This window comes from Corallococcus sp. BB11-1, assembly GCF_026626625.1.
In the GTDB taxonomy this organism is placed as follows: Bacteria; Myxococcota; Myxococcia; order Myxococcales; family Myxococcaceae; genus Corallococcus; species Corallococcus soli.
This window is the reverse complement of the sequence record NZ_JAPNJY010000011.1, coordinates 1-26,232: the sequence shown is the minus strand read 5'-3', so window position 1 is coordinate 26,232 and position 26,232 is coordinate 1. Positions and strand designations below refer to the sequence as shown.

21 protein-coding genes are annotated in these 26,232 nt (G+C 70.4%); 8 read left to right on the top strand and 13 right to left on the bottom strand.

The annotated features are described in order from the left end of the window. The first annotated feature begins 86 nt into the window (after positions 1 to 86). Positions 87 to 1,280: a DUF4388 domain-containing protein gene (locus OV207_RS11355; RefSeq protein WP_267554906.1), complete on the top strand. Its 1,194-nt coding sequence runs from the start codon at positions 87 to 89 to the stop codon at positions 1,278 to 1,280. Between the two features lie 3 nt (positions 1,281 to 1,283). Here OV207_RS11355 and OV207_RS11350 read toward each other — a convergent pair whose 3' ends face one another. Together OV207_RS11350 and OV207_RS11345 are read right to left on the bottom strand one after the other, a co-directional pair. Beyond that, positions 1,284 to 1,646: a DUF2019 domain-containing protein gene (locus tag OV207_RS11350; RefSeq protein WP_267554905.1), complete on the bottom strand. Its 363-nt coding sequence runs from the start codon at positions 1,644 to 1,646 to the stop codon at positions 1,284 to 1,286. Between the two features lie 171 nt (positions 1,647 to 1,817). Continuing rightward, a complete protein-coding gene (locus tag OV207_RS11345; RefSeq protein WP_267554903.1) occupies positions 1,818 to 2,861 on the bottom strand; it encodes a hypothetical protein in 1,044 nt (347 codons plus the stop codon). A gap of 58 nt (positions 2,862 to 2,919) precedes the next feature. Between OV207_RS11345 and OV207_RS11340 the strand changes: the two genes are divergently transcribed. The 4 genes from OV207_RS11340 (at position 2,920) to OV207_RS11325 (ending at position 9,015) form a co-directional block, all read left to right on the top strand. After that, positions 2,920 to 3,888 (top strand): RNA ligase family protein, encoded by a 969-nt coding sequence (locus OV207_RS11340; protein ID WP_267554901.1) that lies wholly within the window; start codon positions 2,920 to 2,922, stop codon positions 3,886 to 3,888. Between the two features lie 122 nt (positions 3,889 to 4,010). Continuing rightward, the gene (locus tag OV207_RS11335; protein ID WP_267554900.1) at positions 4,011 to 4,259 is read left to right on the top strand and encodes a hypothetical protein; all 249 of its coding nucleotides are present in this window, start codon (positions 4,011 to 4,013) and stop codon (positions 4,257 to 4,259) included. 93 nt (positions 4,260 to 4,352) lie between these two features. Next, the gene (locus OV207_RS11330; RefSeq protein WP_267554898.1) at positions 4,353 to 5,753 is read left to right on the top strand and encodes a hypothetical protein; all 1,401 of its coding nucleotides are present in this window, start codon (positions 4,353 to 4,355) and stop codon (positions 5,751 to 5,753) included. Between the two features lie 124 nt (positions 5,754 to 5,877). Continuing rightward, entirely contained in the window at positions 5,878 to 9,015 is a 3,138-nt protein-coding gene (locus tag OV207_RS11325; protein ID WP_267554896.1) for a CHAT domain-containing protein, read from the top strand. A 27-nt stretch (positions 9,016 to 9,042) separates the two neighbouring features. On the opposite strand, the gene xerD is transcribed toward OV207_RS11325, so the two are convergent. The 7 genes from xerD to OV207_RS11290 form a co-directional block, all read right to left on the bottom strand. Further along, entirely contained in the window at positions 9,043 to 9,978 is a 936-nt protein-coding gene (gene xerD / locus OV207_RS11320) for a site-specific tyrosine recombinase XerD (RefSeq protein ID WP_193348852.1), read from the bottom strand. 74 nt (positions 9,979 to 10,052) lie between these two features. After that, positions 10,053 to 10,955, bottom strand: coding sequence for a hypothetical protein (locus tag OV207_RS11315; RefSeq protein WP_415835062.1), 903 nt, complete (start codon positions 10,953 to 10,955; stop codon positions 10,053 to 10,055). A 109-nt stretch (positions 10,956 to 11,064) separates the two neighbouring features. Beyond that, entirely contained in the window at positions 11,065 to 11,685 is a 621-nt protein-coding gene (locus OV207_RS11310) for an L-threonylcarbamoyladenylate synthase (RefSeq protein WP_193348850.1), read from the bottom strand. Positions 11,686 to 11,732: 47 nt separating this feature from the next. Beyond that, complete coding sequence (locus OV207_RS11305) at positions 11,733 to 13,031, bottom strand: cation:proton antiporter (RefSeq protein WP_267554894.1); 1,299 nt, start codon at positions 13,029 to 13,031, stop codon at positions 11,733 to 11,735. Next, positions 13,028 to 14,296 carry a sodium:proton exchanger gene (locus tag OV207_RS11300; protein ID WP_267554892.1) on the bottom strand — a complete coding sequence of 423 codons (1,269 nt, stop codon included), beginning with the start codon at positions 14,294 to 14,296 and terminating at the stop codon, positions 13,028 to 13,030. The genes OV207_RS11305 and OV207_RS11300 overlap by 4 nt, the downstream gene beginning before the upstream one ends. 35 nt (positions 14,297 to 14,331) lie before the next feature. Further along, complete coding sequence (locus tag OV207_RS11295; protein ID WP_193348848.1) at positions 14,332 to 14,667, bottom strand: hypothetical protein; 336 nt, start codon at positions 14,665 to 14,667, stop codon at positions 14,332 to 14,334. Positions 14,668 to 14,706: 39 nt separating this feature from the next. Beyond that, entirely contained in the window at positions 14,707 to 15,165 is a 459-nt protein-coding gene (locus OV207_RS11290) for a general stress protein (protein ID WP_193348847.1), read from the bottom strand. A 367-nt stretch (positions 15,166 to 15,532) separates the two neighbouring features. On the opposite strand from OV207_RS11290, the gene OV207_RS11285 reads away from it, so the two are divergent. The 3 genes from OV207_RS11285 to thiD all read left to right on the top strand — a co-directional run bounded on the left by OV207_RS11285 (position 15,533) and on the right by thiD (position 18,329). Next, the gene (locus OV207_RS11285) at positions 15,533 to 16,240 is read left to right on the top strand and encodes a TVP38/TMEM64 family protein (protein WP_267554889.1); all 708 of its coding nucleotides are present in this window, start codon (positions 15,533 to 15,535) and stop codon (positions 16,238 to 16,240) included. Between the two features lie 157 nt (positions 16,241 to 16,397). Then, positions 16,398 to 17,456 (top strand): hypothetical protein, encoded by a 1,059-nt coding sequence (locus OV207_RS11280; protein WP_267554887.1) that lies wholly within the window; start codon positions 16,398 to 16,400, stop codon positions 17,454 to 17,456. 63 nt (positions 17,457 to 17,519) lie between these two features. Further along, entirely contained in the window at positions 17,520 to 18,329 is an 810-nt protein-coding gene (gene thiD, locus OV207_RS11275) for a bifunctional hydroxymethylpyrimidine kinase/phosphomethylpyrimidine kinase (RefSeq protein ID WP_267554885.1), read from the top strand. A 378-nt stretch (positions 18,330 to 18,707) separates the two neighbouring features. Here the strand turns inward: thiD and OV207_RS11270 are convergent, their stop codons facing one another. The 4 genes from OV207_RS11270 to OV207_RS11255 form a co-directional block, all read right to left on the bottom strand. Beyond that, positions 18,708 to 22,280: a DEAD/DEAH box helicase gene (locus OV207_RS11270; RefSeq protein ID WP_267554883.1), complete on the bottom strand. Its 3,573-nt coding sequence runs from the start codon at positions 22,278 to 22,280 to the stop codon at positions 18,708 to 18,710. Positions 22,281 to 22,296: 16 nt separating this feature from the next. After that, positions 22,297 to 24,129 (bottom strand): N-acetylmuramoyl-L-alanine amidase, encoded by a 1,833-nt coding sequence (locus tag OV207_RS11265; RefSeq protein ID WP_267554881.1) that lies wholly within the window; start codon positions 24,127 to 24,129, stop codon positions 22,297 to 22,299. 84 nt (positions 24,130 to 24,213) lie between these two features. Continuing rightward, positions 24,214 to 24,981, bottom strand: coding sequence for a DUF3592 domain-containing protein (locus tag OV207_RS11260; protein ID WP_267554880.1), 768 nt, complete (start codon positions 24,979 to 24,981; stop codon positions 24,214 to 24,216). Between the two features lie 55 nt (positions 24,982 to 25,036). After that, the coding region (locus OV207_RS11255; RefSeq protein ID WP_267554879.1) for a hypothetical protein at positions 25,037 to 26,232 on the bottom strand (1,196 nt) is incomplete at its 5' end.

Sequence of the window (26,232 nt, the reverse complement as noted above, 5' to 3'; positions counted from 1 at the left end):
CAGTTCCGGGGGGTTGAGAGGGCTCGGGTCTGCCGCTACCCTGGCGGCTGATGCAGCAGTCAGCCCGCCTTGGAGGGCGTCCACGGATGGAAGCGTTCACGGGAAACCTGGCCAGCTACCGGCTCCAGTTGGTGTTGCCGCCGCTCTATTCGACGCCGGGGTTGGAGGGGACGCTGCGGGTGGAGCGGGGCGCGGTGCGCCGGGAGTTCTACCTGCGGGACGGGCATCTGGTGGGGGTGGCGTCCACGGATCCGCGCGAGCACCTGGCGCAGGTGTTGGTGAACCTGCGCATCCTGGAGGCCCCGCGCGCGGCGGCGGCCTTCGAGGCGGCGGAGGGGGCGAACCTGCCCTACGGCACCTTCCTGGTGCAGCGCTGCTTCGTGGAGCTGTCGCAGCTCATCGAGGCGATGGAGCACAAGGCGCGCGAGGCGCTCTTCGACTGCTACGCCTGGGAGTCGGGCGAGGTGGAGTTCACGCCGGGCCTGCCCTTGTCGGCGCGGGCGGTGGGGCTGCGGCTGCCGTTGGGGCCGCTGCACCGGGACGCGGTGGCGCGCCTGCGCGAGTGGGCAATGTTCCGGGAGATCTTCCCCCGCCTGGACACGACGTTCCGCGTGTTCCGCGAGTTCGCGGTGGAGACCTTCTCCGAGGAGGAGGACGTGCTGCTGGACCTGGCGGCCGGAGGGGCGACGCTGGGGGAGCTGCTGGCGAGCGCCAGGGAGGCGCCGCTGTTCGCCGCGCGGTGGGTGCTGCACCTGTACCGGCGGGGAGCGCTGGCGCCGCACCGGGCGAAGGGGCCGCAGGTGGGCGAGTCCACGGAGTTCACGGAGCTGCTGGCGCTGGTGCGGGCGTTCCTGTCCTCGCGCAAGTACGACCACGCGGTGGCGCTGGCGGCGCAGGTGCTGGAGCGGGGCCCGGTGCCGGAGGCGCACGCGCTGTACCGCGAGGCGGAGGTGGGGCTGACGCTGGCGCTGAGTGATGAGCTGTTCGCGCTGGATGGGAGGCTGGTGTTCGAGCCCATCCCCCGCCCTGCCCCGCCGGACCTGACGGCGGATGACCTGTACCTGTATTCGAAGCTGCGGGGCAGCCGGAGCATCCGTCAGGCGCTGCGCACGGCGGCCATGGGGGAGCTGGCCGCGTCGCGGTCGGTGCACCGGCTGATGGCCGCGGGGCTCATCCGCGTGGCGCCCCTGGCGGAGGGGGCCGTGGAGCCTTCTTCCCCCCGGCGCACCACGACGGAGCCGTATGGGCTGAACCTGGGGGATTTGATGGGTGGGGGCTGAGCCTCAAGGGAACTTGAGGGTGCCCTCCCGCCAAGCCTTGAGCGCGTATTCGGCGGGTGTCCGCCGAAGACCTGGGCGGGTAGCCATCTCGATCAGCACAGGCTCGCCCTGCGCTGGCGCGAACTCAAGCGCGTGTGCCGCCGCACAAGACCGGACGTTGTCGTCCTCGCTCTTCAACAGTGGCAGGAGGTTGGAAGCCGCAGCCCTACTCCGGAGTTCACGGTAGGCGCCCGCAATCCTGTCGTGGGCACGATTTGCGGCGCGCGAGTCCGCGTCGGCCAGGGCCTGCCCATAGGCAGTGGCTCCTTGCTCGTATTCGTGGACCAGTTCCTCGATGCTCACCGACTTGAGTTCGCGCATGTTCATGGAATGACTCCGAAGGCCTGAAGGCGCTTCAAGCCCAAGTCGCGTTGGGCCTGTACTCCAGGGGCATTCCTCGCCCCGCTTCGAGCCGCACCCCATGCGAAGTGGCGCACGCATTCAGGAGGGCGAGGAGCAGGACGGCGACGCAAAGCCGGGTGGCCATGAGCAACCCGCTCAAATGTTCACCCGCTGCACGACGCGCGGCTCCGGGTATTTGCTCTTGATGACGACCTGGTGCGTGCCCGGGTCGTACTCGTACGTCAGCTTGCCGGACTTCTTCGGCTTCGACTGGGGGAGCTGCCTGAACCGCGACATCGCCGCCTCCCGCTTCGCGCGCGTCAGCGGATCCGTTCCCTCCAGGGACAGGAGCTGCTCCTGCGCGAACACACCGCCCTGCCGGTCCGCGGCCTTGACCTGAGCCTGGTCGCGGGGGTTTGCGGCCTGCGGCCGGATTTCATCCATGAACATTTCGAGTTCCAGTTGGTTCTGCGTGTAGAGCTGCTCCTGCTCTTGCTCCGTGAGCGGATTGCGATCGATCTGGATTTGATGGCGCAGCGTCAGTTCGGATTCCACGCGGGACGCGCCCGTCGTGTCATCGAACGAGGCGGCTCCGGTCCGCGCGCTCATCTTCACGTTCAGGTACTTGCACAGGCCCGCGTAGAACTTGAACGCGAACGCGCTGGACAGGTCCGGCCGCGCGACGCCTCCCAGCTGATCCGGATCATGCGACACGTCGTACTGCGCCGACCGCGCCCCGTAGCACATCACCAGGGACATGCTGATGGGACGGCGGCCGACATGATCTCTCAGGAACGAGAGCACGATGTCCGCGGCATTTTCGTAGGACAGCCGGGGCGCGTCGTGCTTGGGCAGCGAGTAGCCATACGTGGTGTCATCGTACAGCCCGTGCATGCCCACCATGATCTTGCTGCACTGCGGATGCTTCAGGAAGAAGCCACGCACCTGCCCCCGCGCCTGCTCATAGGCCGCGAGGGGACCGGGATCGTGCCCCAACGGCGTGAGCAGGTGGCGTCGATGCTCCGCGACGCTGGCGAAGCAATCCACCTGCTCCACCACCGACGCGCCCCACCAATACGCTGAGAAGCGGTTCATCCGGGATGCCTGATCCCGATTCTGGTACTTGGCCAGGATGCGCGGAATCGCGTTGCCGGTGGCGAAGTCCGTAGGCGCGGTGAAGTTGAGGTAGAGGATTTCCATGGCGCGAACTTCCCACAGGACTTGAATCCGGGGGACGTGATGGGCGGTAGTCCAGCTCATGCTCTTTCGTCCCTACCTGAAGATGGCCGCGGTGGGTCACAACCGGGGTCAGACAGGCACCTCGGGAAGCTGGGTGGCCCTGGAGAAGCTCCATGGAGCCCAGCTGGTGCTCGGGGTGCAGGGCGGGCAGGTCCATTTCGGCAAGCGCAAGGCGTGGCTCACGGAGGAAGAGCCCTTCTTCGGATGGCAGTTGCTGCGCCTCCGCTTGAGCCGCGCGGCGAAGGAGCTTGCGCGAACGCTCCGTGCGAAGGACGAACAGCTCTACCTCTACGGAGAGCTGGTGGGCGGTCGCTATCCCCACCCGGAAGTGCCAGCCGTGCCCGGCATGGCCCCGGTGCAGACGGGCATCTGGTACGCGCCCGAGCTCCAGTGGATCCTCTTCGACATCCTGGTCGCCCGCTCCAACGAGGATGAGGGCCAGTTCCTGCCCCACCGGGAACTGGAAGAGGCGGCCCGCGAGGCAGGGGTGCTGACGCCCCCCGTCATGCGCCGGGGAACGCGTTCGGAGATGGACGCCGTGCCCACGCGCTCCCTGTCCCGCCTCCCGGCACTGCTGGGCCTTCCGCCCATCCCCGACAACTGGGCCGAGGGGTTGGTCATCAAGAGCGAACAACGCGCGTCGCCCAGCCAACGCGCCGCCATGAAGCGGAAGATCGAGGAGTTCAACGAGGCCCGCTTCGATGAGAGCGCCCCGTGGGATCCCCAGCAGCGGCTGTCCCTGTCGGAGTTGAAGGACTGGGCCTCGCGGCTGGTGAACCCAGCGCGGATCGCCAGCGCGATCTCGAAATGCGGGAGGAGCGACCCGGACCTGCTGGTGGACGAGGTGGAGCTGGATGTCCGCGTCGACCTTGAGCTGACCTTCCCTTCTGCATGTCAGTCCCTGGACCTGGCAGGAGAGGCGAGCCTGTCCGCGCATCTCCGTGAGCAGGCCCGGCCACTCGTCAACGAGGCACTCGAACAGACGTAGGCGCAAGGGGCGAAGTTCGGCTGCCCATGGACGTCGCGCGTGAGCCGAACAGCCCACCCGCCTCCTTGCGAACCTCCGCCCCCCGGGCTGCTGTGTAGGATGGTCGCGCTGGACTCGAAGACATGCGCCCTGAACTTCCGGAAGACCTGCGGCGGTTGCTCCGCGCTCGCTCGCAGACATTGGTGGACCGCGTCGAAAGGTTCCTCGACGACGCGCCGCGCAGGTGCACGTACGTCCGGACGGAGCGGGTCAACTACGACCACCCCGCAGGCTTTCATTGGGGAACAAACTGGGTCTACGCCCTGATCCACCCGGAAGACCTGGCGGCGGGACGGCTGGAGCGCGCCGTGGTGACGACCGCGAACGCCTGAGCGCGGGCCTGGGCCCTGTCCCCGGGCCCACTTGCACCCCGGGTGCGGGGAGTGCCCAGATGAGTCCCTGTCACCCCAGAAGGGACATCTCGAATGAAGCGCAGCGTGCGGAGTGGTTGGCGGTTCGTGGTGGCAGTGGCGGCGGGTGCCCTCGTCGCGGGCAGTGGGGCTTGTGGCGGCGACGACGGCGACCCGGGCCCCGGCCCGACGACGGATGGCGGCACCCAGACGGATGCCGGCACGGACGCTGGCACCGCGCAGCCCGCCGAGGAGGGCCGTGCGCTCGCGGCCTCCAACGGGGGCCTCATCGTGGTGGGCTCCACCGAAGCGAACCTGGCCGCCACCAGCGTGGACGTGTTGGTCCGTCGTTACACGGCCACCGGGGAGCTGGACACGGCGTTCGGCACGCAGGGCTCGGTCGTCGTCGACTTCGAAGGTCCCGCGAAGGGACCCATCTCCGGAGAGCGGGAACAGGCCGACCGCGCGGACACCGTCGCGGTGCTCGCGGATGGCAGCCTCCTGGTCGCGGGCTTCGCGCGGGGCGGCGCGGCGTCCGACTCGCGCGACTTCGCCGTGGTGAAGCTCACCCCCAGCGGCCAGTTCGACACCAGCTTCAACAAGACGGGCCGCTCCCGGCTGCACTTCGGCGCGGAAGGCAGCGTCGAGTTCCGGGGCGCGGTGCACCGCATCCAGCCCATGGCGGACGGCAGCTTCTACGTCGGCGGCTTCCTCACGAAGTCCGACGGACTGGACGAGGACTTCGCGCTGATCCGCTACAAGGCGGACGGCTCGCTCGACACGTCCTTCACGTCCGCGGGGAGCCCCGCGGGAAGCTGGATTGGCGGCGCGTACACGAGCGCCGAATCCGTCCAGGGCATCGTCATCCAGGGCACGAGCATCGTCATTGGCGGCGGTGACGACTTCGCGGCGGTGCGCATCCGTCCGGCCGGAACCCAGGACATGACGTTCGGCACGTCCGGGCTCGCGAAGAGCGTGGGCGGCACGGCGCACGCGCTGGTGGCCCGCCCCGGAGGCGGCTTCCTGCTCGCGGGCGACCGACAGGACGTGAAGATTGGAGGCGTGGGCCACGGCGTCATGAAGCTCGTGGCCTATACGGCGGAGGGCAAGCCCGACGTCACCTTCGGCCCCGAGGGCGTGCGCGAGTTCACCGCGCCCGAGGACGTGCTCGACGTGGTGGACGTCAGCGGCCTCGCCATCCAGGCCGACGGGAAGATCCTCGTCTACGCCAACGTGCGCGCGAAGCCCGCGCTGTTCCGCTTCCAGGCCAACGGCGACCTGGACACGACGTTCGGGACGGGCGGCGTGGTGCGCTGGCCGGAGACGCAGCTTTCGCTGCCCCTCTTCATCCGTCCCACCAGTGGACCCAAGCTGGTCGTCAGCGGCGACACGGCGTTCGTCACGGACGCGAACATCTACACGCCGGGGTTCTTCCCCGGCCCCGCGCGCCTGCTCCTGAAGAGCACCGGGCTGTAAAGCCACCCCTGGGGGCAGCGTTCAGTTGGACCGCCGCACATCCCCTGCGCACGGCCTGCGCCCACTCCCCTGAAGCCATAGCCTCCCCTGTCATCGTGCTGGCGCGGTGTCAGGGGAGGAAGCCATGGCCTCACGGAAGCCCTCGCGTTCGAAGCCGCCACCCCGAGGGACACCTCCCCTCCCCGTCCCAGACGCCGCCCGCAAGTCCGGGTTCGACCTGCGCGACGAGGACGTGGAAGAAGCGCTCGTCACCGGCGCCCACCAGGGACTGCTCGAGGACTACTTCGGACCGGAGCAGTACGCCGAACTGACCCGACTCGCCCGCGATGCGACCGCCTCCCGCACGCTGCGCGGAGGCCCCCCGGTCCTCATCCTTCCGGGCCTCCTGGGCTCGAAGCTTGGCCGCAAGCGGAAGCTCGGACCCTTCGAAGACGTCTTCTGGTTCGATCCCCTGGATATCGGCATTGGCAGGTTGACCCAGCTGCGGCTCCCCACTCCGGGCAATGACTGCTCCGCGCTCGGGGTGATGCTGTTCGCCTACCTCACGCTCAAGTTCCGGCTCTGTCAGGCAGGCTTTGACGCGCACTTTCACGCCTTCGACTGGCGCAGGGGCATCACCGAACTCGGTGCGGAGCTGGCCGCCGTGCTCCAACAGCGCGCGGGGGAGAAGGTGTCCCTGGTAGCCCACAGCATGGGCGGGCTCGTCGCGCGCGCGGCCATTGGTCAGGGCGCGCAGTACGCGCGGCTCGTCATGATCGGCACCCCGAACTCCGGTTCCTTTGATCCGGTGATGGCCATCCGCGCCACCCATCCGGTGGTCCGCAAGCTCGGCGCGCTCGACGTGCGGCACACGCCCGAACAGCTCTCGCGCGACCTCTTCACCACCTTCCCGGGGCTGACCCAGATGCTCCCGGATCCGGAGCGCTGGGCGGAGGTGGACCTCTATGACCTCTCCCAATGGCCTCCCGACGAGCTCCACCCCCGCGACGACCTCCTCAAGGGCGTCGCGCCGATGCGTGAAGGGCTCGCGGGCGCCCGCGATGACTTCTTCGTCATTTGCGGCGTGGACCAGGAGACGACCGTGGGTCTGCGCCACGACGAGCAGGGACGGTTCGTCTACCAGACCTCTTCCCAGGGCGATGGCACGGTGCCACTCGAGTTCGCCCAGCTGAGCGGGGCGAAGGCGCACTACTACGTCGCCGAGAACCACGGGGCCCTGCCGAACAACTCACGGGTGGCGCGCGCCGTGTGTGAACTCCTCGACCGGGGGCACACGGACGCGCTCCCCACCCGCCATGCGCCGAGCGCGCTGCGCGCCCCTGTCACCGAGGTCCCCGAAGCGGCGCTGCGCGTGGAGCCCTATGACGGGCGCCGAGGCCCCGTGCTGAGCCAGCGCGAGCTCCGGGAAGTGCCGCAGGAGCTCGTCGCCCCCACGGCACGCAAGGACGCTGTCAGCGCCGGACCGATGCTGCCTTCGGTCGCACCGACGGTCTCCAGTGCCGGGTTCCGCCACCCGTTCGAGCGGGTCGTCGTGGGGCGGCGACGGCAGCACCGGCTGGACCTCCGCATCGCACTCGGCAGCATCACCGAGGTCGACGCCCGCGCCCTGTCGGTTGGCATCTTCCGTGACGTCGTCCCGGCGGGCCCGGCGAAAGCCCTGGATGCGCGGCTCGGCGGCGCCATCACCGCGCTCAACGACAGGCGCATGTTCTCGCGCGGCATCGGTGAGGTCTTCATGATGCCGACCGGCCGGCATCCGCTCGCGGCCGACATCGTCTGCTTCGTGGGCCTGGGCTCCTTCGACAAGCTCGACGACTCCGTCCTCCAGACGGCCGCGGAGAACGTCATGCGGACGTTCATCAACACGCGCATCGAGGAGTTCGCCACCGTGCTCTTCGGAGCGAACTCCGGGGAGACCGCGGCCGGGGCGCTCCGCAACCTGCTGAGCGGCTTCTTCCGGGGCCTCCGTGACGCCGACCACGATCACGCCTTCCGGCGATTGATCATCTGCGAGCAGGATCCCCAGCGGTTCCTCGAACTGAAAGAGGAGCTGTACCGCCTGTCCAGCACCTCCCTGTGCGAACAGATCGAACTCACCCTGGACGAGGTGGTCCTCCCTCCGCGGACGGAGGCGCCTCCGCGGGGGGAGGCGCTCCCACGCCGCGAGGAGCCGATCTACCTCATCATGCGGCAGGAGACGGCGACCGCGTCGGAGGCCGAGCACTCGGTGGACATCCACGCGTCGCTGCTCACCTCGGGCCACAAGGCCCTGGTCGTCAGTGGACTTCGCACCATCAAGTCCCGGGAGCTCCAGGCCGCGCGGGAGGCCGTGGTCGCCGCGAACGTGCAGGACTTCAGCCAGGGAGGGCGCCAGCTTGGCGACCTCCTGCTCTCCGACGCGGTCCGCACGGTGCTCTCGCGCCAGCGCGGACACCACCTCGTGGTGGTGCATGATGCGCCGCTCTCACGCGTGCCGTGGGAGACGTTGGCCCTGCCGCTCGATGACGGAGAGGCGGTCTGGTTTCCCGCCGCGGAGCAGGGGCTCAGTCGCCGCTACTCCGCCGACAACCTGTCCGTGGCCAAGTGGCTGTCGGAGCGCGTGGAGGACGACGTCCTGCGGGTGCTGCTCGTCGTGGACCCGACCGGGGACCTGCCCGGCGCCGCGCTGGAAGGCAGACGTCTGGGCGAACTCTTCCAGCACCTCCCCGGCGCCCGGGTCGACGTGCTCCAGGGGGAGGAGGCCACCCGCCCTGCGCTCCTGGCCGCCTTCAGCTCGGGGAGGTACGACGTCGTCCACTTCGCCGGGCACGCGTTCTTCGACGAGGACAACCCGACCCGCAGCGGCGTCGTCTGCCACCACCACACCGTGCTCTCCGGCGCCGACCTGGCGGGACTCCCGAACCTGCCGACGCTCGTGTTCTTCAATGCCTGTGAGTCGGGGCGGCTGCGCAGGACGGCCGGGCGGCTGGAGGTGATGAAGCCGCTGCGCACCTCCGTCGAGCAGTTGGACAACACCGTCGGATTGGCGGAGGCGCTGCTGCGCGGTGGGGTGGCCAACTTCGTGGGGACCTACTGGCCGGTCGGTGACGCCGCGGCGGAGACGTTCTCCCTGAGCTTCTACCGGGAACTCCTGCGGGGCGCGGGCCTCAACGCCGCGCTCCAGGCGGGGCGCATGGAGCTGCGGCGGATGCTCTCGCGGGATTGGGCGGACTACCTCTTCTACGGCAACCCGGACTTCGTGCTGAAGCAGCGCGGGCCCTGAGTCCCACCGCGCCCTGCCCCGCGCCCTTCACGCCGTGGGCGGGCGCTTGCGCGCGGCGGGCTTCGGCTTGAACGCGTCGCTGCGCGGGTGGAATTCGTCGTACACCTTGCGCAGGCGGGCGCCGTTGACGTGCGTGTAGATCTGCGTCGTCGCCAGGTCCGCGTGGCCCAGCATCTGCTGCACCGCGCGCAGGTCCGCGCCCCGCTCCACCAGGTGCGTGGCGAAGGAGTGCCGCAGCTTGTGCGGCGACAGCGGCTTCAGGATGCCGGCCTTCAGCGCATAGCGCTTGAGCAGCTTCCAGAAGCCCTGCCGCGTGAAGCCTCCGCCGCGCGGCGTGACGAACAGCGCCTTCGCCTCACGCTTGCCCAGCAGCTCCGGCCGCGACAGCGCCAGGAACGCCTGGACCTTTTCAATCGCCACGCGCCCCAGCGGGACGATGCGCTCCTTGGAGCCCTTGCCCTTCGCGATGAGGTAGCCCGCGGTGAGCTGCACGTTGTTGAGCTCCAGCGTGCACAGCTCCGTCACGCGCAGGCCCGTGGCGTAGAGCACCTCCAGCATCGCCTTGTCGCGCATGCCCGTGACGGTGCGCTCGTCGGGCGCGGCGAGCAGCTGCTCCACCTCCTCCAGCGTGAGGAACACCGGCAGCTTGCGGGGCGACTTCGGCGTGTCCACGTCCTCGGTGGGGTCCTTGTCCGCCAGCCGCTCCGCGACGAGGAAGCGGTGGAAGACGCGGATGGCGGCCAGGTGGCGCGCCTGGCTGCGGCGGCTCAGGCCCTGCTTGCCCAGCGTCGTCAGGTGCGCGAGCACGTCCTCCTGGGTGACGCGGGCCGCGTCGTCCCTGCCGCGCGAGCGCAGGTCCTCGAAGTACACGGTGAGGTCCGCCGCGTAGGCGTCCACCGTCTTGCCGGACAGCCCCCGCTCCGCGCGGATGAAGGCGATGAACGCGTCGAGCAGACCTTCCATGGGCCCGGAGGGTAGCGAAGGAATGCGCCGGGGCAACTCCCCGGCCAGGCGCGAAGCACGCGCCCCCACGCACCTCAGGCGTGGGGTTCGGTGGCGGCCTCCTGTGCGTGCGCGCGCTCCAGCGCCTCCACCACCCACGGCCAGCCCACCAGGATGTTGCCCGGCGAGCGCAGGCACGCATCCGCCACCGCCAGCACCTCCGCTGGCCTGGAGCGCACCGCCAGCGCCAGGTGCCGGCCCAGGAACGGGTGCGGCAGGTAGCTCAGGTTGTGGTGGCGCACCGGCACCCAGCGCAGCGTGGGCCGCCCCGTGAAGCGCTCCACCGCGTAGGCCACCGCCTGCGCCAGCACCTCCAGCGCGTAGAACGGCAGCCGGAACGCGGACGCCAGGAAGGCCACCAGCGCGCTCGCCGCCACCGCGCCCGCGAAGGACACCGACGAGGCGCCGCTCCACACGAACATGGGCACCACGCTCGTCGCGATCGCCGCCACCTGCACGTTGCGCACGGACGGCCCGCGCCCGCTCGCCAGCCCGCCAATGCTCCCCGCGGACAGGCCGGACACGATGCCCAGGCAGATGCCCACCGCCATCGCCGCCATGCCGCCGGACTCAGGACCGAACGCGCCGCCCGCCGTGGCGTGCAGCCCCGCCAGCATGGAGATGCTCGCCAGCGACCCCAGCAGCACCCCCGATGCAAGTCCAGACACCAGCGCCACCACCAACCCCACCGCGGAGCACAGCGCCGCGGAGAGGAACCACTCGCCCTCCATGGGCACGCCCATCAGGTGCAGCACCAGCCCCGTCAGCACCGTGAGGCCCGGCGAGAGCACCACAAGCAGCAGCAGCATCCGTCCGACGAAGGCCCCGGCCGCCCGGCCGCCCTCGGCCTGCTCCCGCCATAACTGTCCAATGCGCCCCGCCGGCAGGCGGATGCCGGCCTCGCGCAGGCGGTAGTGCAAATCAATGGGCCGGAGCATCAGCAGCCCCAACAGCGCGAGCGCCCCAGGCACCCGCTCCGGTACATCCACAATCACTGGCGCTTCTTGACGCTCCCCCTCGGCCAAGGCTCCCCCCTCTGGTTCAGGTTCAGGCTTCCAGCCTACCCTTGCCTTGCCTCAGGATTTCAAGCGCATCGCCTACGAGTGAAACCACCGTGGACGGCTCGTTCAACGTCACGCCCCCGTCCAGGATGAGCTCCAATCCATGTCCCAGCGCGGCCTTGATGTCCCGGGCGTCTGACAAAACCGTACCATCGGTATGTGTGGCGGACGTGGTGATGAGCGGGCGTCCCAGCGCCTTCGCCAGCTCGCGCGGCAGCGCGGCGTCCGGGACGCGCAGTCCTACCTGCTTTTGCTTCGTCATCATCACCTCCGGCACCAGGCGCGTGGCCTCCAGGATGAAGGTGAAGGCCCCCGGGGTGAGCCCCTTCATGGCGCGGTAGGCGAAGTTGCTCACGTGCGCGTAGCGGGCGACGTCGGACAGGTCCGGGCACAGCAGCGACAGGGGCTTCTTCTTGTCGCGGCCCTTGAGCTGGTACAGCCGCTCGATGGCCTTCTTCGCGTTCAGGTCACAACCAATCCCGTAATAGGTATCCGTGGGATAGGCGATGATGCCCCCCTTCTCCAGCACCTCCACCGCGCGAGCGATGTGGCGCGGCGAGGGGTGTTCCACGTCCACCTCGAGGATGGGGGCGACGGCGGGGGGCATGACGGAGCGCGACTCCTGGAAGGGAGAGGACGGGGACTGCGGGCCAACTATGCGCCGCCGCGCGCCTCTTCCGCACGGATTTCGCCACTGCCCAGCAGCGCGCGCCGGGTCAGCACGGGGCCCACCAGCTCGTGCGCGGTGATCATCGCGATGATGAGCACCTCCACCTGCGGCCCGAACGTGGGGAAGGTGCGCGACACCAGCGCCGCCAGGCCGAACGTCACGCCCGCCTGGGAGATGAGCCCCATCCACAGGTAGCGCTTGAGGCGCGGGTCGTCGGCGGGCGCGAACTTGCGGCACGCGGCCCAGATGGCCAGCCCCCGCAGGCCCACGAGCAGCAGCGCCGCCGGCCCCACCGTCACCAGCGCGTCCAGCTTCAGGCCCGCCCCCGCCGCGGCGAAGAAGAGCGCGAACACCGGCAGGCCCGCCTGCTGGATGGCGTGGTGGATGCGCCGGCCCTCGCGCTCGTCCAGGTTCGCGATGAGCGCGCCCGCCGCCAGCGACACCAGCAGCGGCGACAGGTGCAGCCGCGCCCCGCCCTCCGCCGCCGCGAACGACAGGCCCACCAGGAACAGGGGCAGCTCGCGGTTGACGCCCCGCATGTACAGCAGCATGGCCACCGCCAGCAGGCACCCCACCGCCACCGAGCCGAACAGCTCCCACCCCACCCCGCCCACCAGCGCCGCCACGTCCAGCCCGTCGCCGAACGTGGCCCGGGTGACGCCCGCCGCCAGGCCGAAGGCCACCATCACGAACAGGTCCCCGATGATGACCAGCGCCATCAGGAACTCCGTGAACGACCCCTTCGCGGACGTCTCCTGCACGATGGCGATGGTGACCGTGGGGGAGAACGACACCACCACCGTGGACATCAGCGCGCTCACCGCCAGCGCCTGCGGCACCGTCATGGGCTGGAGGAACGGCAGCAGGGGCTTGAGCGCGAACGTCGCCGCGAAGCACACCGCGAACGTCACCCCGCAGACGGTCGCGCAGAGGATGGCCACGCGCGCGCCCACGCGCCGCAGCAGGCCCAGGTGCAGCTCCGTGCCCGCCACCAGCGCGATGAGGCTCACCGCCAGCCCCTTCACCAGCTCCAGCCCCTTCACGCCCGCGTTCGGGATGAAGCCCAGCGCGTACGGCCCCACCGCCACGCCCACCAGCAGGTAGCCGGTGAGGCGCGGCAGGCCCAGGCCCTTGGCCACCTTGCCCGCGAACAGGCCACACAGCAGCAGCGCGCCCGCCGCCAGCAGCACCGGCGTGCCCGCGTCCGCGCGCATCACCTTCGCCTGGGTGATGGCCGCCAGCAGCGCCATCAGCAGCATCAACCGGAAGACGGACCCCTTCACGCCACCACCCCCGTGTCAGCGCCTGGCGCCCCGGGCGGGACGTCCGTTGGAGCGTCGGGCGGCGCGCTGGCCTTCCTGCGGGAGGCGGCCTCCGCGCCCAGCACGTGCCGGAAGGCGCCGTGCGCGAGCATCTCGTTGACGACCGCGCCCACCGCCACCACGTCCAGCACCCGCTGCGACAGCGAGCCCGGCACCAGCAGCACGTACTCCGCCACGATGCACAGGGCCAGCCCGCCCTGCGCGATGAGCGCGTAGCCGAACTGCGGAGGCAGGTCGAGCACGCCCCGCGTGAGCCGCTGCGCGAAGCGCCCTCCCAGCACCTTGCCCACGAAGCGCAGGCCCACGAACGCGGGCAGCAGCGCCCAGGCCGCCAGGTCGCGCGCGTGCAGGTGACAGCCCACCATGAACACCAGCACCAGGTACGTGGGCCGCTCCACCCGCGACAGCGCCCGGGCCACCCGCTCCGCCGTGCGCCCGCCCATCAGCGCCAGCGTCGCGCCACACGCCACGCCGGCCAGCAGCGCCGACAGCCGCAGGTACGCCGCCGCGCCGCCCACCAGCGCCACCATGCCCAGCGTCACCGTGGTCTGCTCCGCCGGGTCCTTCAGCGCGTGGGTGAGGAACGCCAGCAGCGCGCCGCACGCCACGCCCAGGATCAGCGCCAGCCCCAGCAGGCCCAGCCCCTCCACCACGTTGCCGGTGACGCCCAGCACCAGGCCCAGCGCCAGCACGCCCAGGCCCACCGCGTCGTCCATCATCGTGAGCAGCGCGACGCCCAGGCCGCGCGAGCGCTCCAGCCGCCCGTTGCGGTAGCCCAGCACCGCGAAGTGTCCCGAGGAAAGGCTCGCTGCCGCGCCCAGGAGCGCCGCCGCGCCCACCGCCACCAGGGGCCGCAGCCCCATGGACAGCACCAGCGGCACCGACAGGGGCAGCGCGACGAAGAGGAACGCCGTGCCCGCGTGCGCCACCGCCGCCGCGTACACGGGCCGGGGCAACAGCCGCAGCAGGCGAGGCTCCAGGTTGAGTCCCAGCAGCACGCCCGCCATCCCCAGACCCAGCGCCACCAGGGGGCGCAGCGAGTCCAGGTTCCCCGGGGTGAGCACGCCCAGCAGGGACGGCCCGAGCAGGGCCCCGAAGATGAGGAACATCAGGCCGCTCGCCGCCAGCTGCGCCAGGGCCGGGAAGCGGCCGGGCGCGAGCAGCGAACGGCTCGACGCGAGCAGCGACAGCGCCGCGACGATGAGGAAGACGAGCAGCGCTTGCACGACGTGTGCTTACACCCGGCCTGCCCCGCGCGTCATCAACGTCGGTGGGTGGGGGCCGCCAAAACGGGCAGGGCCACCAGCCGACCCATGGGTGGGTCGTCCGCGTCCATCTCCAGTTGCACGCGCTGGATGAGCCGCTCCATCTCCTCCGCGGGGAGGCCGGGCAGCACGCTCACCAGCACGATGCGATCTTCGTCGGCGCCCAGCGCGAGGCTGCGCAGGCCGGCGAACACCGGCACCTCCGCGGACAGGGCGGCAGCCGCGCTGCGCGCCCGGATGACCAGCGGCTCCGGGATGCCGAACTCCCGGAGCCGACCGATCGCCCGCTCGGTCGTCTCCACCTGCTCGAGGAACGTGATGACCAGGTACACGCGACCCTCATACCGGAAGAGCGCGTGTCCTGTCCCCCGTTACTCGTTGCCGGGCGTCGTGGTCGGCTCCGCCGGAGGGGTGGTGGCGGGGGCCGCGCCCTCCTGCTGGGGCGCGCCTCCAGCGGCCGCGGCCTCCTGGGCGACCTTCGCCGCCAGCGCCGCGCGCTTGCCCTCCTCAATGAGCTTCTTGACCTTCTGACCGCCCTTGCGGCCAATCTCCTCGTAGAAGTTCGGCCCGCGGGTGGCCTTGACGCGGTCCCCGCCCTTCTTGCCGATCTCCTCGTAGAACTTGGCGCCGCGCTCGGCCTTGACGGTCTCTCCGCCCTTGCGGCCAATCTCCTCGTAGAAGGAACGACCGCGCTCGGCCTTCACCGTGGCGCCGCCCTTGCGGCCGATGGTCTCGTAGAACTCGCGACCGCGCTCGTTCCGGACCGTCTCTCCGCCCTTACGCCCCGCCTCGGCCACCGTCATGCTGCCCTTGTTGTCCTTGTCCGACATGTCCGTATCTCCTCTCGGTGACTACCAACCCCGTCCGCGCCTCGGTGTCCCTTGCCTGAAACCTTGGGACGGAAGCGCCCCGATGCAAGCAAGCTCCGTACACCGCCAGCCGTTCCGTCCTGACATTGCATGCATAATCCCCAAGGATTTCGCGCGCTTGTCAGGCTCGCTGGGCGTCCGGACTGGACGGGTGATTGCCCGGCAGGACGCTCTCATTGTTCACAACAATTCGGATCACATTGCCGATTCCCTGCTCGGTTCCCACCTTGTGCGCAACGCCTGACACAACCGTCCGGCGCTCGTGGGGGAGGCTTCGGTGGCGAGTGGCAGGAGTGCGGTAGCGACCTGGTTGCGGATCCTCGCCCCCATGGTCGTGTCCATCGGCGGTCTGGTGATGCTCCGGCTCCTGGGGCCGGACTTCATCGATCAGCGCACCATCCGCGAGCTGCTGTTGCCCCTGGGCGACTACGCGCCGCTGGCCTACGTGGCCTTCCTGGCGATCCGCCCCCTGACGCTGCTGCCGGGGCAGATCCTCACCGCCGTCGGTGGGATGATGTTCGGGACGCTCGCAGCAAGCCTCTATTCACTAACAGGCAGCTTCCTGTCTGCCACGCTGCTCTACTTCGTTGCCCGCAAGCTGGGCACCCGGCCCATGCAGCGGCTGGCTGGCAGCAAGTACCCGGCGATCGCCAAGGCGGCGAAGCGGCACGACTTCCAGTTCACGTTCCTGGCGTGCATCAACCCGCTGTGCCCCACGGACATCATGCTGGTGGCGGGCGCGGCCAGCGGCGCGCGCTTCTGGCCGTCCGTGCTGGGCGTGGTGCTGGGCACCATCCCCGGCACCATCCTCACCGCGCAGTTCGGCAGCGGGCTCGCGCAGGGCCGCACGATGATGACCGCCGTGGCCGCGGTCGGCATGGTCGTCTCGCTGGTGCTGGGCGTCGTCTTCGGCCGCCGCTTCTACAAGGAGGTCAACGAAGCGGCCGCGGAGTCCCCCGTTCCAGAGGCGGAGCTTGGCGGCGCATCTCCGGCCCAGCAGCTCTCCGGCGCCAAGGTCCCGCTCACCACGCCGTGAGGCCCGGCGCCTCCGCCAGTCCGGGGCGTCTGGATTGACCTGTCGCGTCACGGACGGGGCGTGGAGGCCCGGGGGGCAGGACACCGGCACGCAACTTCGCGGGCAGGGCTTCGGATAACCTACCCAAGCCCACGTCCCCCGGTGGCTGGAGGTTTTCATGAGCACGATTGACCGCGCCCGCCCCCTCGCCGTGCCGTCCACGTCCCGGAAGCCCACCGAGCCTTCGCAGCCATCGACGTCGGCGCCCCACAAGCCCGCCTTCCAGCAGTCCTCGTTCGAGTCGTCCCCGGCCCCCAGGAACACCGTGGCCGCGCAGTCCGCGAAGGCCGCGCCCGCGCAGAAGCAGGGCCTGCTGGGCGGCGTCCTCGACGCGGTGGTGGGCGGCATCAAGGACATCCCCCGCTTCGTGGAGATGGGCCTGGGCGTCTTCGAGGCCACCACGGTGCGGGAGGTCACCAGCCTCTTCGGGGGCCCCAAGCCGGACCGCGCGCAGGACGGCATGTTCGTGGGCGCGGGTGGCAAGACGCTGCCCGCCAGCACGAAGCTGGGTGACGTCCCCGGCGTCACGCCGAAGAACAACCCGAACCCGGACAAGACGATCCTCTACGTCAACGGCATCATGACGACGACGCCGGGTCAGGTGAGCGAGATGCAGGCGCTGGCGGATTCGTCCGGCGCCAAGGTCGTGGGCATCCACAACGCGACCGAAGGCCTGGTGAAGGACCTGGCCCAGTGCGTGACGGACAAGCTGGACAAGGGCAAGAACCCCGCCGTGGACACGCTGGCGGACACGCTCTATTCGGAGCTGAAGGCCGGCCGCGACGTGCATCTGGTGGGCTACAGCCAGGGCGGCCTCATCACCGCGCGCGCGCTCAACGACGTGGCGAAGCGGCTGCGCATCGAAGACGGGCTGTCCCCCGCCCAGGTCGAGGCGAAGATGAACCACCTGAGCGTGGAGACCTTCGGCGCCGCGTCCACGAAGTACCCGGACGGTCCCAAGTACGTGCACTACGTCAACAACGCGGACCCCGTGCCCACGCTCACGGGCCTGGGGGGCTCCGTGGATCCGCTGGCGTTCCTCAAGGACGCGGGCAAGGGCGCGGTGGTGCACCGCTTCACCGACGGCAACGCGAACCCCATCAGCAACCACATGCTGGACACGCTGTACCTCAAGCACCGCGTGGGCTTCGAACAGGCGCGCCAGGGCCAGTTCTAGCGGCGGCGCGGGGATGCGCTTCTCCGGGCGCGGAAGCGGACGGCCCCGGTAGGATGCCGCTCCATGACGCCCTTCCCTGTCGCCATCGCCCTCACCATCGCCGGCTCTGACAGCGGCGGTGGCGCGGGAATCCAGGCGGATCTCCGCACCTTCTCCTTCCACCGCGTCCACGGCACCAGCGCCCTCACGGCGGTCACCGCGCAGAACACGCGCGGCGTCACCCGCGTGGACCTGCTGCCGCCGGAGTCCGTCACCGCCCAGGTGGCGGCCGTGGCGTCGGACATGCGCGTGGACGCGGTCAAGGTGGGCATGCTGGCCCACCGGGGCATCATCGAGGCGGTGGCGGAGCAGCTGGCCCACGTCCCGGTGGGGCCCGTCGTGGTGGATCCCGTGATGGTGTCGCGCGCGGGCTCCCAGCTCCTCGACGACGCGGCGGTGACGTCCCTGCGCGCGCGGATGCTCCCCCTGGCCGCGATCCTCACGCCCAACCGCCATGAGGCGCGGCTGCTCGCGGGGATGGACATCGAGACACTGGAGGACATGCGCGAGGCGGCCCGCCGCATCCACGCCCTGGGCCCCCGCGCCGTCCTGGTGAAGGGCGGCGGCATGCAGGGCGCCCTGCGAGGCACCGACGTGTGGTTCGACGGGACGCACCTGGAGACGCTCGCCGTGGAGCCCGTGGAGACGCCGAACACGCACGGCACCGGGTGCACGCTGTCCGCGGCCATCGCCGCGCGGCTCGCCCTGGGAAGCGCGCCGCTGGAGGCCGTGCGGCTCGCCAAGACGTACGTCACGGCGGCGCTGCGCTACCCGCTCGCCGTGGGTCACGGGAACGGCCCCATCGGGCACTTCTTCCCGCTGAACCCGTCGTGAAACATCGATACAAATTAAATGCAATTGATTGCATTCAATTGCAGACACTTAAATTCATTGCGTCTGCATTTGATTGAAACATGTTTTGTATTTGATATGTCTTGGTGGTGGCACCGACCCACTGATAGTCCGATCATGTAGGCACGGTGGCGCAGGAGCGCGGGAAGGCGCGGTTTTCCCTACATCGGATTGTTTGCCAGCCCAGGGCCCCCTCTCCCACCTGATCGCCTTTTCATGTAGGCATACGCGATCAGGAAGACAGGACTGCTCGACCGTTCAGCCCTGGCCGGGCGCGAAAATGCCTCAATGTTTGTTCAGTGTCGGTTCAGGTGCGCGGAAGCCCTGGGAAAAACCCAGGGAAGCCACGCTGGAGCCGGCTCAGTGCTTCGGGGCGTCGGCGTCCAGGCCGTCAATGGCCGGCAGCCGCTGCGCGAGCAGACCGAGCAGCTCCTGGGTGGACAGGCGCCCGGCGGCATCCTTGCCCTCCAGGACGCCGGTCACCAGGGCGCGCTTGTGCTCATGGAGCGCGAGCATCTGCTCTTCAATCGTCCCTCGCGCCACCAGCCGGTACACCGTGACGGGCCGCTGCTGCCCGATGCGGTGGGCCCGGTCGGACGCCTGGTCCTCCACGGCCGGGTTCCACCAGGGGTCCAGGTGGATGACGCTGGTGGCGGCCGTCAGGTTGAGGCCGAAGCCCCCCGCCTTCAGGGAGATGAGGAACAGGGGCGCGTCGCCCTCCTGGAAGGCGCGCACGCGGTCTGCGCGGGCGGCGGCGGGCGTCTGCCCGTCCAGGTACTCGTAGGCAATGCCCTGCGCGTCCAGCACCTCGCGCACCAGCGCCAGGTGGGACGTGAACTGGCTGAACACGAGCGCGCGGTGCCCCTCCTCGCGCAGCTCCTGGATGAGCTCCATGAAGCGCTCGAGCTTGGAGGACTCCAGCTTGGAGCTGGCGTCGTACAGCCGGGGGTGCGACGCCAGCAGCCGCAGCCGCGTCAGGGCGGCCAGCACCTCGATGCGCCGCTCCTGCTCCTTCAGCTTCGACTTGCGCGTCTCCAGGTCCGACAGGGCCGCCAGCCGCGCGTCTTCGTAGAGCGTCCACTCCGGTGGGGACAGCACGACGGGCACGTGCACGTCGGTGCGCGGCGGAAGCTGGGCCTCCACCTGCGCCTTGGTGCGGCGCAGCAGGAAGGGCTGGAGCACCCGGGCCAGCGCGGGCGCGGCCGTGGGATCGATCTGCCGCTCGATGGGCGCGGCGAAGCGGGCGCGGAACGCCTCCAGGCTGCCCAGCAGCCCCGGGAAGACGACGGCGAAGAGCGCCCACAGCTCGCCCAGGTGGTTCTCCAGGGGCGTGCCGGACAGCGCGAACTTGAAGTCCCCCTGGAGCGCCCGGGCCGCGCGGAAGCGGTGCGTGGCCGCGTTCTTCAGCGTCTGGGCCTCGTCGAAGACGATGGTGGCGAAGCGCTGCGCGGCCAGCCGCTCCACGTCGCGCGTGAGCAGGCCGTAGCTGAGCACCAGCACGTCGCGAGGCCCCAGCCGCTCCAGCGTGCCGCCCCGGTCCTCCGTCTCGGAGAAGAGCGTCACCTTGAGGGACGGCGCGAAGCGCTTCGCCTCGTCCCGCCAGTTGAAGGCCACCGACGTGGGCGCCAGCACCAGCGCGGGGCCCAGCTTCGCGCGCTCCAGCAGCACGGCCAGCGCCTGCACCGTCTTGCCCAGGCCCATGTCGTCCGCGAGCACCCCACCGGCGTTCCACGACGCCAGCCGCGTGAGCCAGCGGAAGCCCTCGTGCTGGTAGTCGCGCAGCTCCGTCTTGAGCGACGCCGGCACCCGGGGCTTCAGCTCCCGGGCCGCGAAGATGCGCTCCACCAGCGTCTTCCACGACGCGTCGGCCTCGATGTCCGCGCCCGCGGTGCCCAGCCCGGCCAGGGCCTCCGCCGCGGACGGGCCCACCTCCAGCCCGTGGCGGGAGGCATAGGTGTGGTCCGACAGCCGCTCCAGGTGCTCGCGCAGCGCGGCTTCAATCTCCACCCAGGTGTTCGCGTCCACCTGGACGAAGCGCTCCTTGCGCCGGGCCGCGTCCAGCAGCCGCGCCAGCTCCACCCGCTCGCCCTCCACCGCCAGCCCGCCCAGCACGCCGAACCAGTCCCGCTTGCGCTGCAGGACGACCTTCAGGTCCTGGACGCCCCGCTTCTCCACCAGCCGCATGGAGGGGCCCACCCACTCCAGCTCCGGCCGGGGTTTGAAGTCCGCGCACAGCGCCAGCACCGCCAGCCCGCCCTGCGCGCTGTGGAAGAGGAAGCAGAAGGGCTGCTCCTGCGGCTCCGCGGACTGCAGGGGCAGCCGGGCCTGGAGCGCCGTGGCCGCCGCCAGCTCCCGGCCGAAGTCGCGCACCGCGTGGAAGGACGCGGTGCCACGCCGCACGTGCACGTCCCGCGGCCCCTCTCCGGGCAGGAACGACGGCCCGTCCGGCAGCGGTCGCACGCGCAGCTCCAGGCGCACCCCGCCCCCGGGCTGTCCCTCCAGCCGCAGCACCGGGAGCTGCTCGGGCGCCACGGATTCGCCCATCACGCTGCGGGGCATGGCCACCGGCAGGCGCATGGAGAAGCGGGACAGCTGCTCCAGCAGCGCGCCGTGGCTCTCCGGGGGGAACGCGTTGCCGTGGCGCAACAGCACCGTGGTGAGCGCGCGCACCTCCGGCGTCACGTCCAGCACGGTGAGCAGGCGCGAGCCTTCGTCCCAGAGGAACACCGCCTCCTCCGGCCGCGACTTGCGCACGCGCTCCAGCATCGCTGCGGGCAGCGCGGTGCCATCCACGCCCGTGTTCACCACGACGGTGCCGCCCCGGTCCTCGGCGACGAGCCCCACCTTCTGGCGCTCGATGCGCACGAGCAGGTCCGGGTCCAGGCCCTCCAGGTAGATGCGCGGATGGTCGATGAGCTCGAACAGCAGTGCGCGCGACGCCGGGGCCTCATTGTCCGCCAGCAGCGCCGCGATGCGCGAGTCCGCGGGGGTGAGCTGCGAGCCATACTCCTGCAACAGCTTGCGCCGGCCCAGCTTCGCCCCGAGCGTGCGCTGGCCCTTCTTGGTGCGCCGGTGCACGTAGGGCGCGACCTCCACGCCGTAGCCCTCGATGACGTCCATGCGCCAGGAGATCTCCACACCCCCGCCGCCCGGGCCCTCCTCCACCGCCCGCTCCAGCGCGCGCAGCGTCCGCGCCCAGGGGGGCCGCACCAGCTCCTCCAGCGTCTCGCCGAAGGCCTCCGTCCAGCGCTGGCGCAACCAGACGAGCGTGGTGTCCACCGCCGCCAGCTGGTGCACGCAGAACGTGGCGCCGCAGGAGCAGTCCACCGCCACGCCCGACGGACTGAACGTCAGCCGCGCGTCCGGCAGGATGAAGACGCTGCTCGCCGGGCCCACCGGCAGCTCGGAGATGCGCGTCTCCTTGAGGCGGAAGCCCGGCAGGTCCGGCTCCTCCACCAGGGCGTCCAGCGACAGCGCGCGCGCCGGACGCGGCGCCACGCCGGGGGGCACCAGGGCGCGCCACGCGAGCAGCATCCCGTGGACCTTGTGCGTGCGGGGCTCCGCGGGAGGGGCCAGCCGCTCAGACAGCGAAGCGCGCGCTTCGGCCACGCCCGCCCGCTCCTCCTCCACGTAGCGCCAGGCGAGCTTCGGCAGCACGTCCCGCATGCGCGGCGTGGGCAGCATCTCCGCCGTCCAGCGGTCGAGCGAGTCCGTGGCCAGCAGCTCCACCAGCCGCCGGCGGGAGATGACCGCGCGCACCTGCGGCAGGTACGCGGCCTCCACGCGCGGGGTGAGCAGCGCGAGGCTCAGACGGGTGAGGTGCTCCAGCCCCTCCGCCCGCAGCCACGCGCGCAGGTCCGCCTCCGTCTGGAACGGAGGTGCACTCGGGTCCTGCGAGGGACGGGGGACGGACGGGGGAGACTGCTCGGCCATGGTGACGACGCGAGCGTCAGTCTACCTTGGCCACGCGGCGCCGGTCTCCGAGGAACTCTTCCACTCCGAGCACGATGCTCTTCGCCACTTCGTCCTGGTAGCGCTCGGACGCCAGGCGCTTCTCCTCCTCCGCGTGCGACAAGAAGGACGTCTCCACCAGGATGGCCGGCATCCGCGCGCCCAGGAGCACGTAGAACAGCGCCTCCTTGTGGCCCAGGTCCTTGATGCCGTCGTACTTGTTGGCCAGGCCCTTCACCAGGCTGTGCTGCACGGACTTCGCCAGCCGGGACGACTCCTCCGTGTTCGCCTTCGTCGCCAGGTCCGCCAGGATGAACTGGAGGTCGCTGATGCCCTTCTCGGAAGAGGCGTTCTCGCGCGCGGCCAGGCGGATGGAGTAGCGGTCCGCGGAGGTGTTGAGCGTGTACGTCTCGATGCCGCGCAGCTTGTGCGTCGCCGCCGAGTTGCAGTGCACCGAGATGAACAGGTCGCCGTGCGCCTCGTTCGCCAGCTTCGCGCGGTCCTCCAGGCGGATGAAGGTGTCGTCGTCGCGGGTGAGCACGACCTCCAGCCCCTTCTCCCGCAGGCCGTCCGCGACCTTCTTGGAGATGGCCAGCGCCACCTCCTTCTCCATCGTCCCGCCCTTGCCCACCGCGCCCGAGTCATGCCCGCCATGGCCCGGATCGATGACCACGCGGCGCACCTTGAGCCCCAGCTGCTCCGCCAGCGTCAGCTCCGCGTTGCGGGACTGCTTCGCCACCGTCCGCAGCCGCGCCTGCGCCACCTGCGCGTCCACCGGCGCCGTCACCGGACGCGGGGCCTCCGGCATGGGCGACACCGCCACCGCGCGGGGCGGCTTCGAGGAGACGACCTCCGGCTCGGCCGGCTTCGACCCCGTGCGGGACGCCGTGGCGCTGTCCGTCGCCGGAGTCGAGGAGGCCGGGGGAGCCGCCGCGACCGCCGGAGCCGCGGGCTTCGGGGACTCGGAGGGGGCGGCGTCCGGCTTCAGCGGCTGGAGCACGGTGCCGCGCACGGAGGCCACGGCCTCGGGGGCCTTGGACTCCGGGGCCTTCGCGTCGGAGGACGCACGGCCAGCGTCCTTCGCGTCCAGGGCCTTGTCGGCGACGGTCGGCGCGTCCGCGATGACCACCGCCGGCTCCTTCGCGGGGACGCTCGGCTCGTGGCGCGGCGGCACGGGGGCCGGCTCGCGCGCCAGCTTGGAGATGGCGTCCACCAGGGCGGAGCGGTCCTGCGCGGTGGCCTCGGCGACGGCGGTGCCCTGGGCGCCCTTCGTCGGCGGCAGCGGCTTCACGGCGGGCCGGACGGACGGCGCCTTGTTGGACGCGGGCAGCGAGGCCAGCAGCGCCTTGATCTCCTTGCCCTGGTCGCCCTTGGGGTTGGTGGCCAGCGACTCGGTGAGGATCTTCCGCGCGGTGTCCGGCTTGTCCAGGCGGTTGACGTGGATGCGCGCCAGCGCCAGCGCCGCGTCGTCCGCGAGCCGGTGCTTGGGGTGCGCCTCCAGCAGCTTCGTGTAGTCGCTGATGGCCGACTGGAGATCCCCCTCCACGAACGAGATGCGGCTCAGCTCCTGGAGCAGATCGCCCGCGGTGAAGAGGGCGTCGGGGGCGCGGTCGCTCTTGGGGTAGTGGCTGGCCACGGCCTCGAAGCGGTGCACCACGTTGAGCCAGTGGTGGCGCAGCTTGCGGCGGGCCGCGTCGTCCTTGAGCGCGTAGTAGGCGCGGCGGGCCTGCTGGTACGCCTCCTCGGCCTCGTTGCGCTTGCTGGCCCCGACGGCGTTCGGCGCCATGAGCATCAGCACGGGCAGCACGAGGTGGGAGAAGCGTACGCGCATGAAGGCCTCCAGCCGTTGCAGCTACAGGCGTGTGTCACACGGTGTCTGGGGGCCGGCAACTTTTCGGCCCTGACGGCACGTCCTTCAGCGCACCCAGCCCAGCTTCCGCGCCAGCTCCTCGTCGATGACCCGACACCACCCGGGCTCGCTCGGGACGACGGCCGCCAGCACCTTGCCGCCATTGCGCACGGGGGCCCGCTGGGGGCGGCAGCGCGCCCGCACGGCCTGCTTCACCTCCTGGCGGAAGTAGTGCGCCGGGAACTCCGCCTCGCCCTTGCCTTCTGGCAGGTGGCCGTCGTCCGGGGTGAGCCACACCAGCGCGCCCAGGCGCAGGGGCACCACCTCCTTGCGCCACAGCCGCCGCACCTCCCAGCCGAAGCCAGCGGCGGCCACCAGCGCGCCCAGCCCCAGGCCCCAGGGCATCCACCCCATGCGGGAGGCACGCTCGCGCGCATACGCGGCTTCGCGCGGCTGCCCGGGGCGTGAAGGGTCCACCAGCAGCATCACCTGCGCGCCCGGCCCCAGGCCCGCCGCGAAGTCCGCCCGGGTGCGGACCCCCGCCACCGTGTGCTCCATGTCCGCGAACGTGTAGAGCACGTCCAGCGTGCCATCCGCGTCCTCGCGAGCGGACGCCGGAGGCGCATGGCTGCGGGCCACCAGCGCGGGCACCTCCTCCGCGCGCGCCGCGAAGCGCTGCTCCTCCACGAAGAAGCGCCCCACCCACCCGATGCCCAGCCCCAGGAGCGCCGTCACCCCCAGCGCCACCAGCACCCCGCGCACCAGCCGCGCCACCGCGCCGGGGACCTGGGCCAGACGCACACGGCGGGGAGCATGGGGAATGGCGAATTGCATGGGGCCGCGAGCCTACCGCAGGGGGAAGGCTTCGCCGCTTTTCGGGCAGACGCCCCTACAGCTTCAACTTCTTGACCGGGGCCTGCCCCGAATCCAGGTCGACTTCCGACTCCTCGTACTTGCGCTTCGTCCCCTGGGTCAGGCGCGGGGTCGGGCACCGGAGGTGGATGCCCGTGAGGGTCTCGATGCCGTGCAACTTCTCATCGCACAGGCGGCAGAAGATGAACCCGCGTTGAAAGGCCTTGTAGGCCAGGGGGTTCTTCCTGCGCAGCACCTCGACGATGACGCCGTTGTGATCGCTGTAGGCATACGCCTTGCCTTTGAGCTGGGTGAACTTGTCCGTCAGCCCATGGAAGATGAAGACGGGCTCGTAGTTCGGATTCTCCAGCTCCTTCGGATCGCAGCCGACGATCTTCTTGTCCTTGATCTTCACGACGACGTGGCGGCTGCAGGCGATGTCGAAGTGGCGATCAAAGCCGCTGTTGGTTCCGGAGATGCTGAACGTCTCGTGCCCGCCGTACCCCACCAGCTCCTGCCGGCCCTCGTGGATGCTGGTCACCCAGTCCGTGCCGCCCAGCGTGTTCCCCAGGGCCTCCCGCACGAAGCCGTCGCGCTGCTGGTTGGTGTCGCCGATCACCAGATCCAGCTCTTCGCTGCCCGTCGAACGCACGGCGTTGTTCTTCAGGTACGCGACCACCTTCTCGCTGTTGTTGCAGATCTCGTTCGGGATGTGCACGAACGCCATGAGCCAGCCCATCACCTCCAGCGTCATGCAGATGGCTTTTTCATTCTTGTTGTTGTTCGAGGTCCCGTCGAAGGAATGGAGCTTCAGGTCCATGCGATCGATGCGGCTGTGCTCGTTCTTCAGGACCGTGAACCGGTGCCGCGAGTCACCCGTGGGGTTCATTCCATCAATGACCTGGTAGCCCTTGAAGGTCTTCCCCTTCAGGTCCTCGCCATACAGCTCCCCCAGCACGATGATCTCCGGGGGACGGCTGCCGAACCCCTCCCGCACGCACGTCCGGTTCAGCGTGCTCTTCACGATGGTGTCGATGACACCTTCCAGGAACACCTCCAGCTCGTTCCCGCCCTGCCGCCAGCTGCCCTTGAACTTCTTCGACATCGCCTTGGATTCGACGTCGGTGGCGAACTCCACCTCCATCTCCTGGGTCGTATGCTTCTTCTGAACCAGGTCGAAGAAGGGGATCGAGTAGGTGTGTTTCCGGCTGTCAGCGTCGAGGTCATACACCT

Bases quoted from the DNA above. Each gene is read 5' to 3' on its own strand.
- OV207_RS11260 (WP_267554880.1), bottom strand. From the start codon at position 24,981: ATGCAATTCGCCATTCCCCATGCTCCCCGCCGTGTGCGTCTGGCCCAG.
- OV207_RS11330 (WP_267554898.1), top strand. From the start codon at position 4,353: ATGAAGCGCAGCGTGCGGAGTGGTTGGCGGTTCGTGGTGGCAGTGGCG.
- thiD (WP_267554885.1), top strand. From the start codon at position 17,520: ATGACGCCCTTCCCTGTCGCCATCGCCCTCACCATCGCCGGCTCTGAC.
- OV207_RS11265 (WP_267554881.1), bottom strand. From the start codon at position 24,129: ATGCGCGTACGCTTCTCCCACCTCGTGCTGCCCGTGCTGATGCTCATG.
- OV207_RS11310 (WP_193348850.1), bottom strand. From the start codon at position 11,685: ATGCCCCCCGCCGTCGCCCCCATCCTCGAGGTGGACGTGGAACACCCC.
- xerD (WP_193348852.1), bottom strand. From the start codon at position 9,978: ATGGAAGGTCTGCTCGACGCGTTCATCGCCTTCATCCGCGCGGAGCGG.
- OV207_RS11325 (WP_267554896.1), top strand. From the start codon at position 5,878: ATGGCCTCACGGAAGCCCTCGCGTTCGAAGCCGCCACCCCGAGGGACA.
- OV207_RS11350 (WP_267554905.1), bottom strand. From the start codon at position 1,646: ATGAACATGCGCGAACTCAAGTCGGTGAGCATCGAGGAACTGGTCCAC.
- OV207_RS11315 (WP_415835062.1), bottom strand. From the start codon at position 10,955: ATGCTCCGGCCCATTGATTTGCACTACCGCCTGCGCGAGGCCGGCATC.
- OV207_RS11355 (WP_267554906.1), top strand. From the start codon at position 87: ATGGAAGCGTTCACGGGAAACCTGGCCAGCTACCGGCTCCAGTTGGTG.
- OV207_RS11280 (WP_267554887.1), top strand. From the start codon at position 16,398: ATGAGCACGATTGACCGCGCCCGCCCCCTCGCCGTGCCGTCCACGTCC.
- OV207_RS11270 (WP_267554883.1), bottom strand. From the start codon at position 22,280: ATGGCCGAGCAGTCTCCCCCGTCCGTCCCCCGTCCCTCGCAGGACCCG.
- OV207_RS11345 (WP_267554903.1), bottom strand. From the start codon at position 2,861: ATGGAAATCCTCTACCTCAACTTCACCGCGCCTACGGACTTCGCCACC.
- OV207_RS11285 (WP_267554889.1), top strand. From the start codon at position 15,533: ATGGTCGTGTCCATCGGCGGTCTGGTGATGCTCCGGCTCCTGGGGCCG.
- OV207_RS11340 (WP_267554901.1), top strand. From the start codon at position 2,920: ATGCTCTTTCGTCCCTACCTGAAGATGGCCGCGGTGGGTCACAACCGG.
- OV207_RS11290 (WP_193348847.1), bottom strand. From the start codon at position 15,165: ATGTCGGACAAGGACAACAAGGGCAGCATGACGGTGGCCGAGGCGGGG.
- OV207_RS11335 (WP_267554900.1), top strand. From the start codon at position 4,011: ATGCGCCCTGAACTTCCGGAAGACCTGCGGCGGTTGCTCCGCGCTCGC.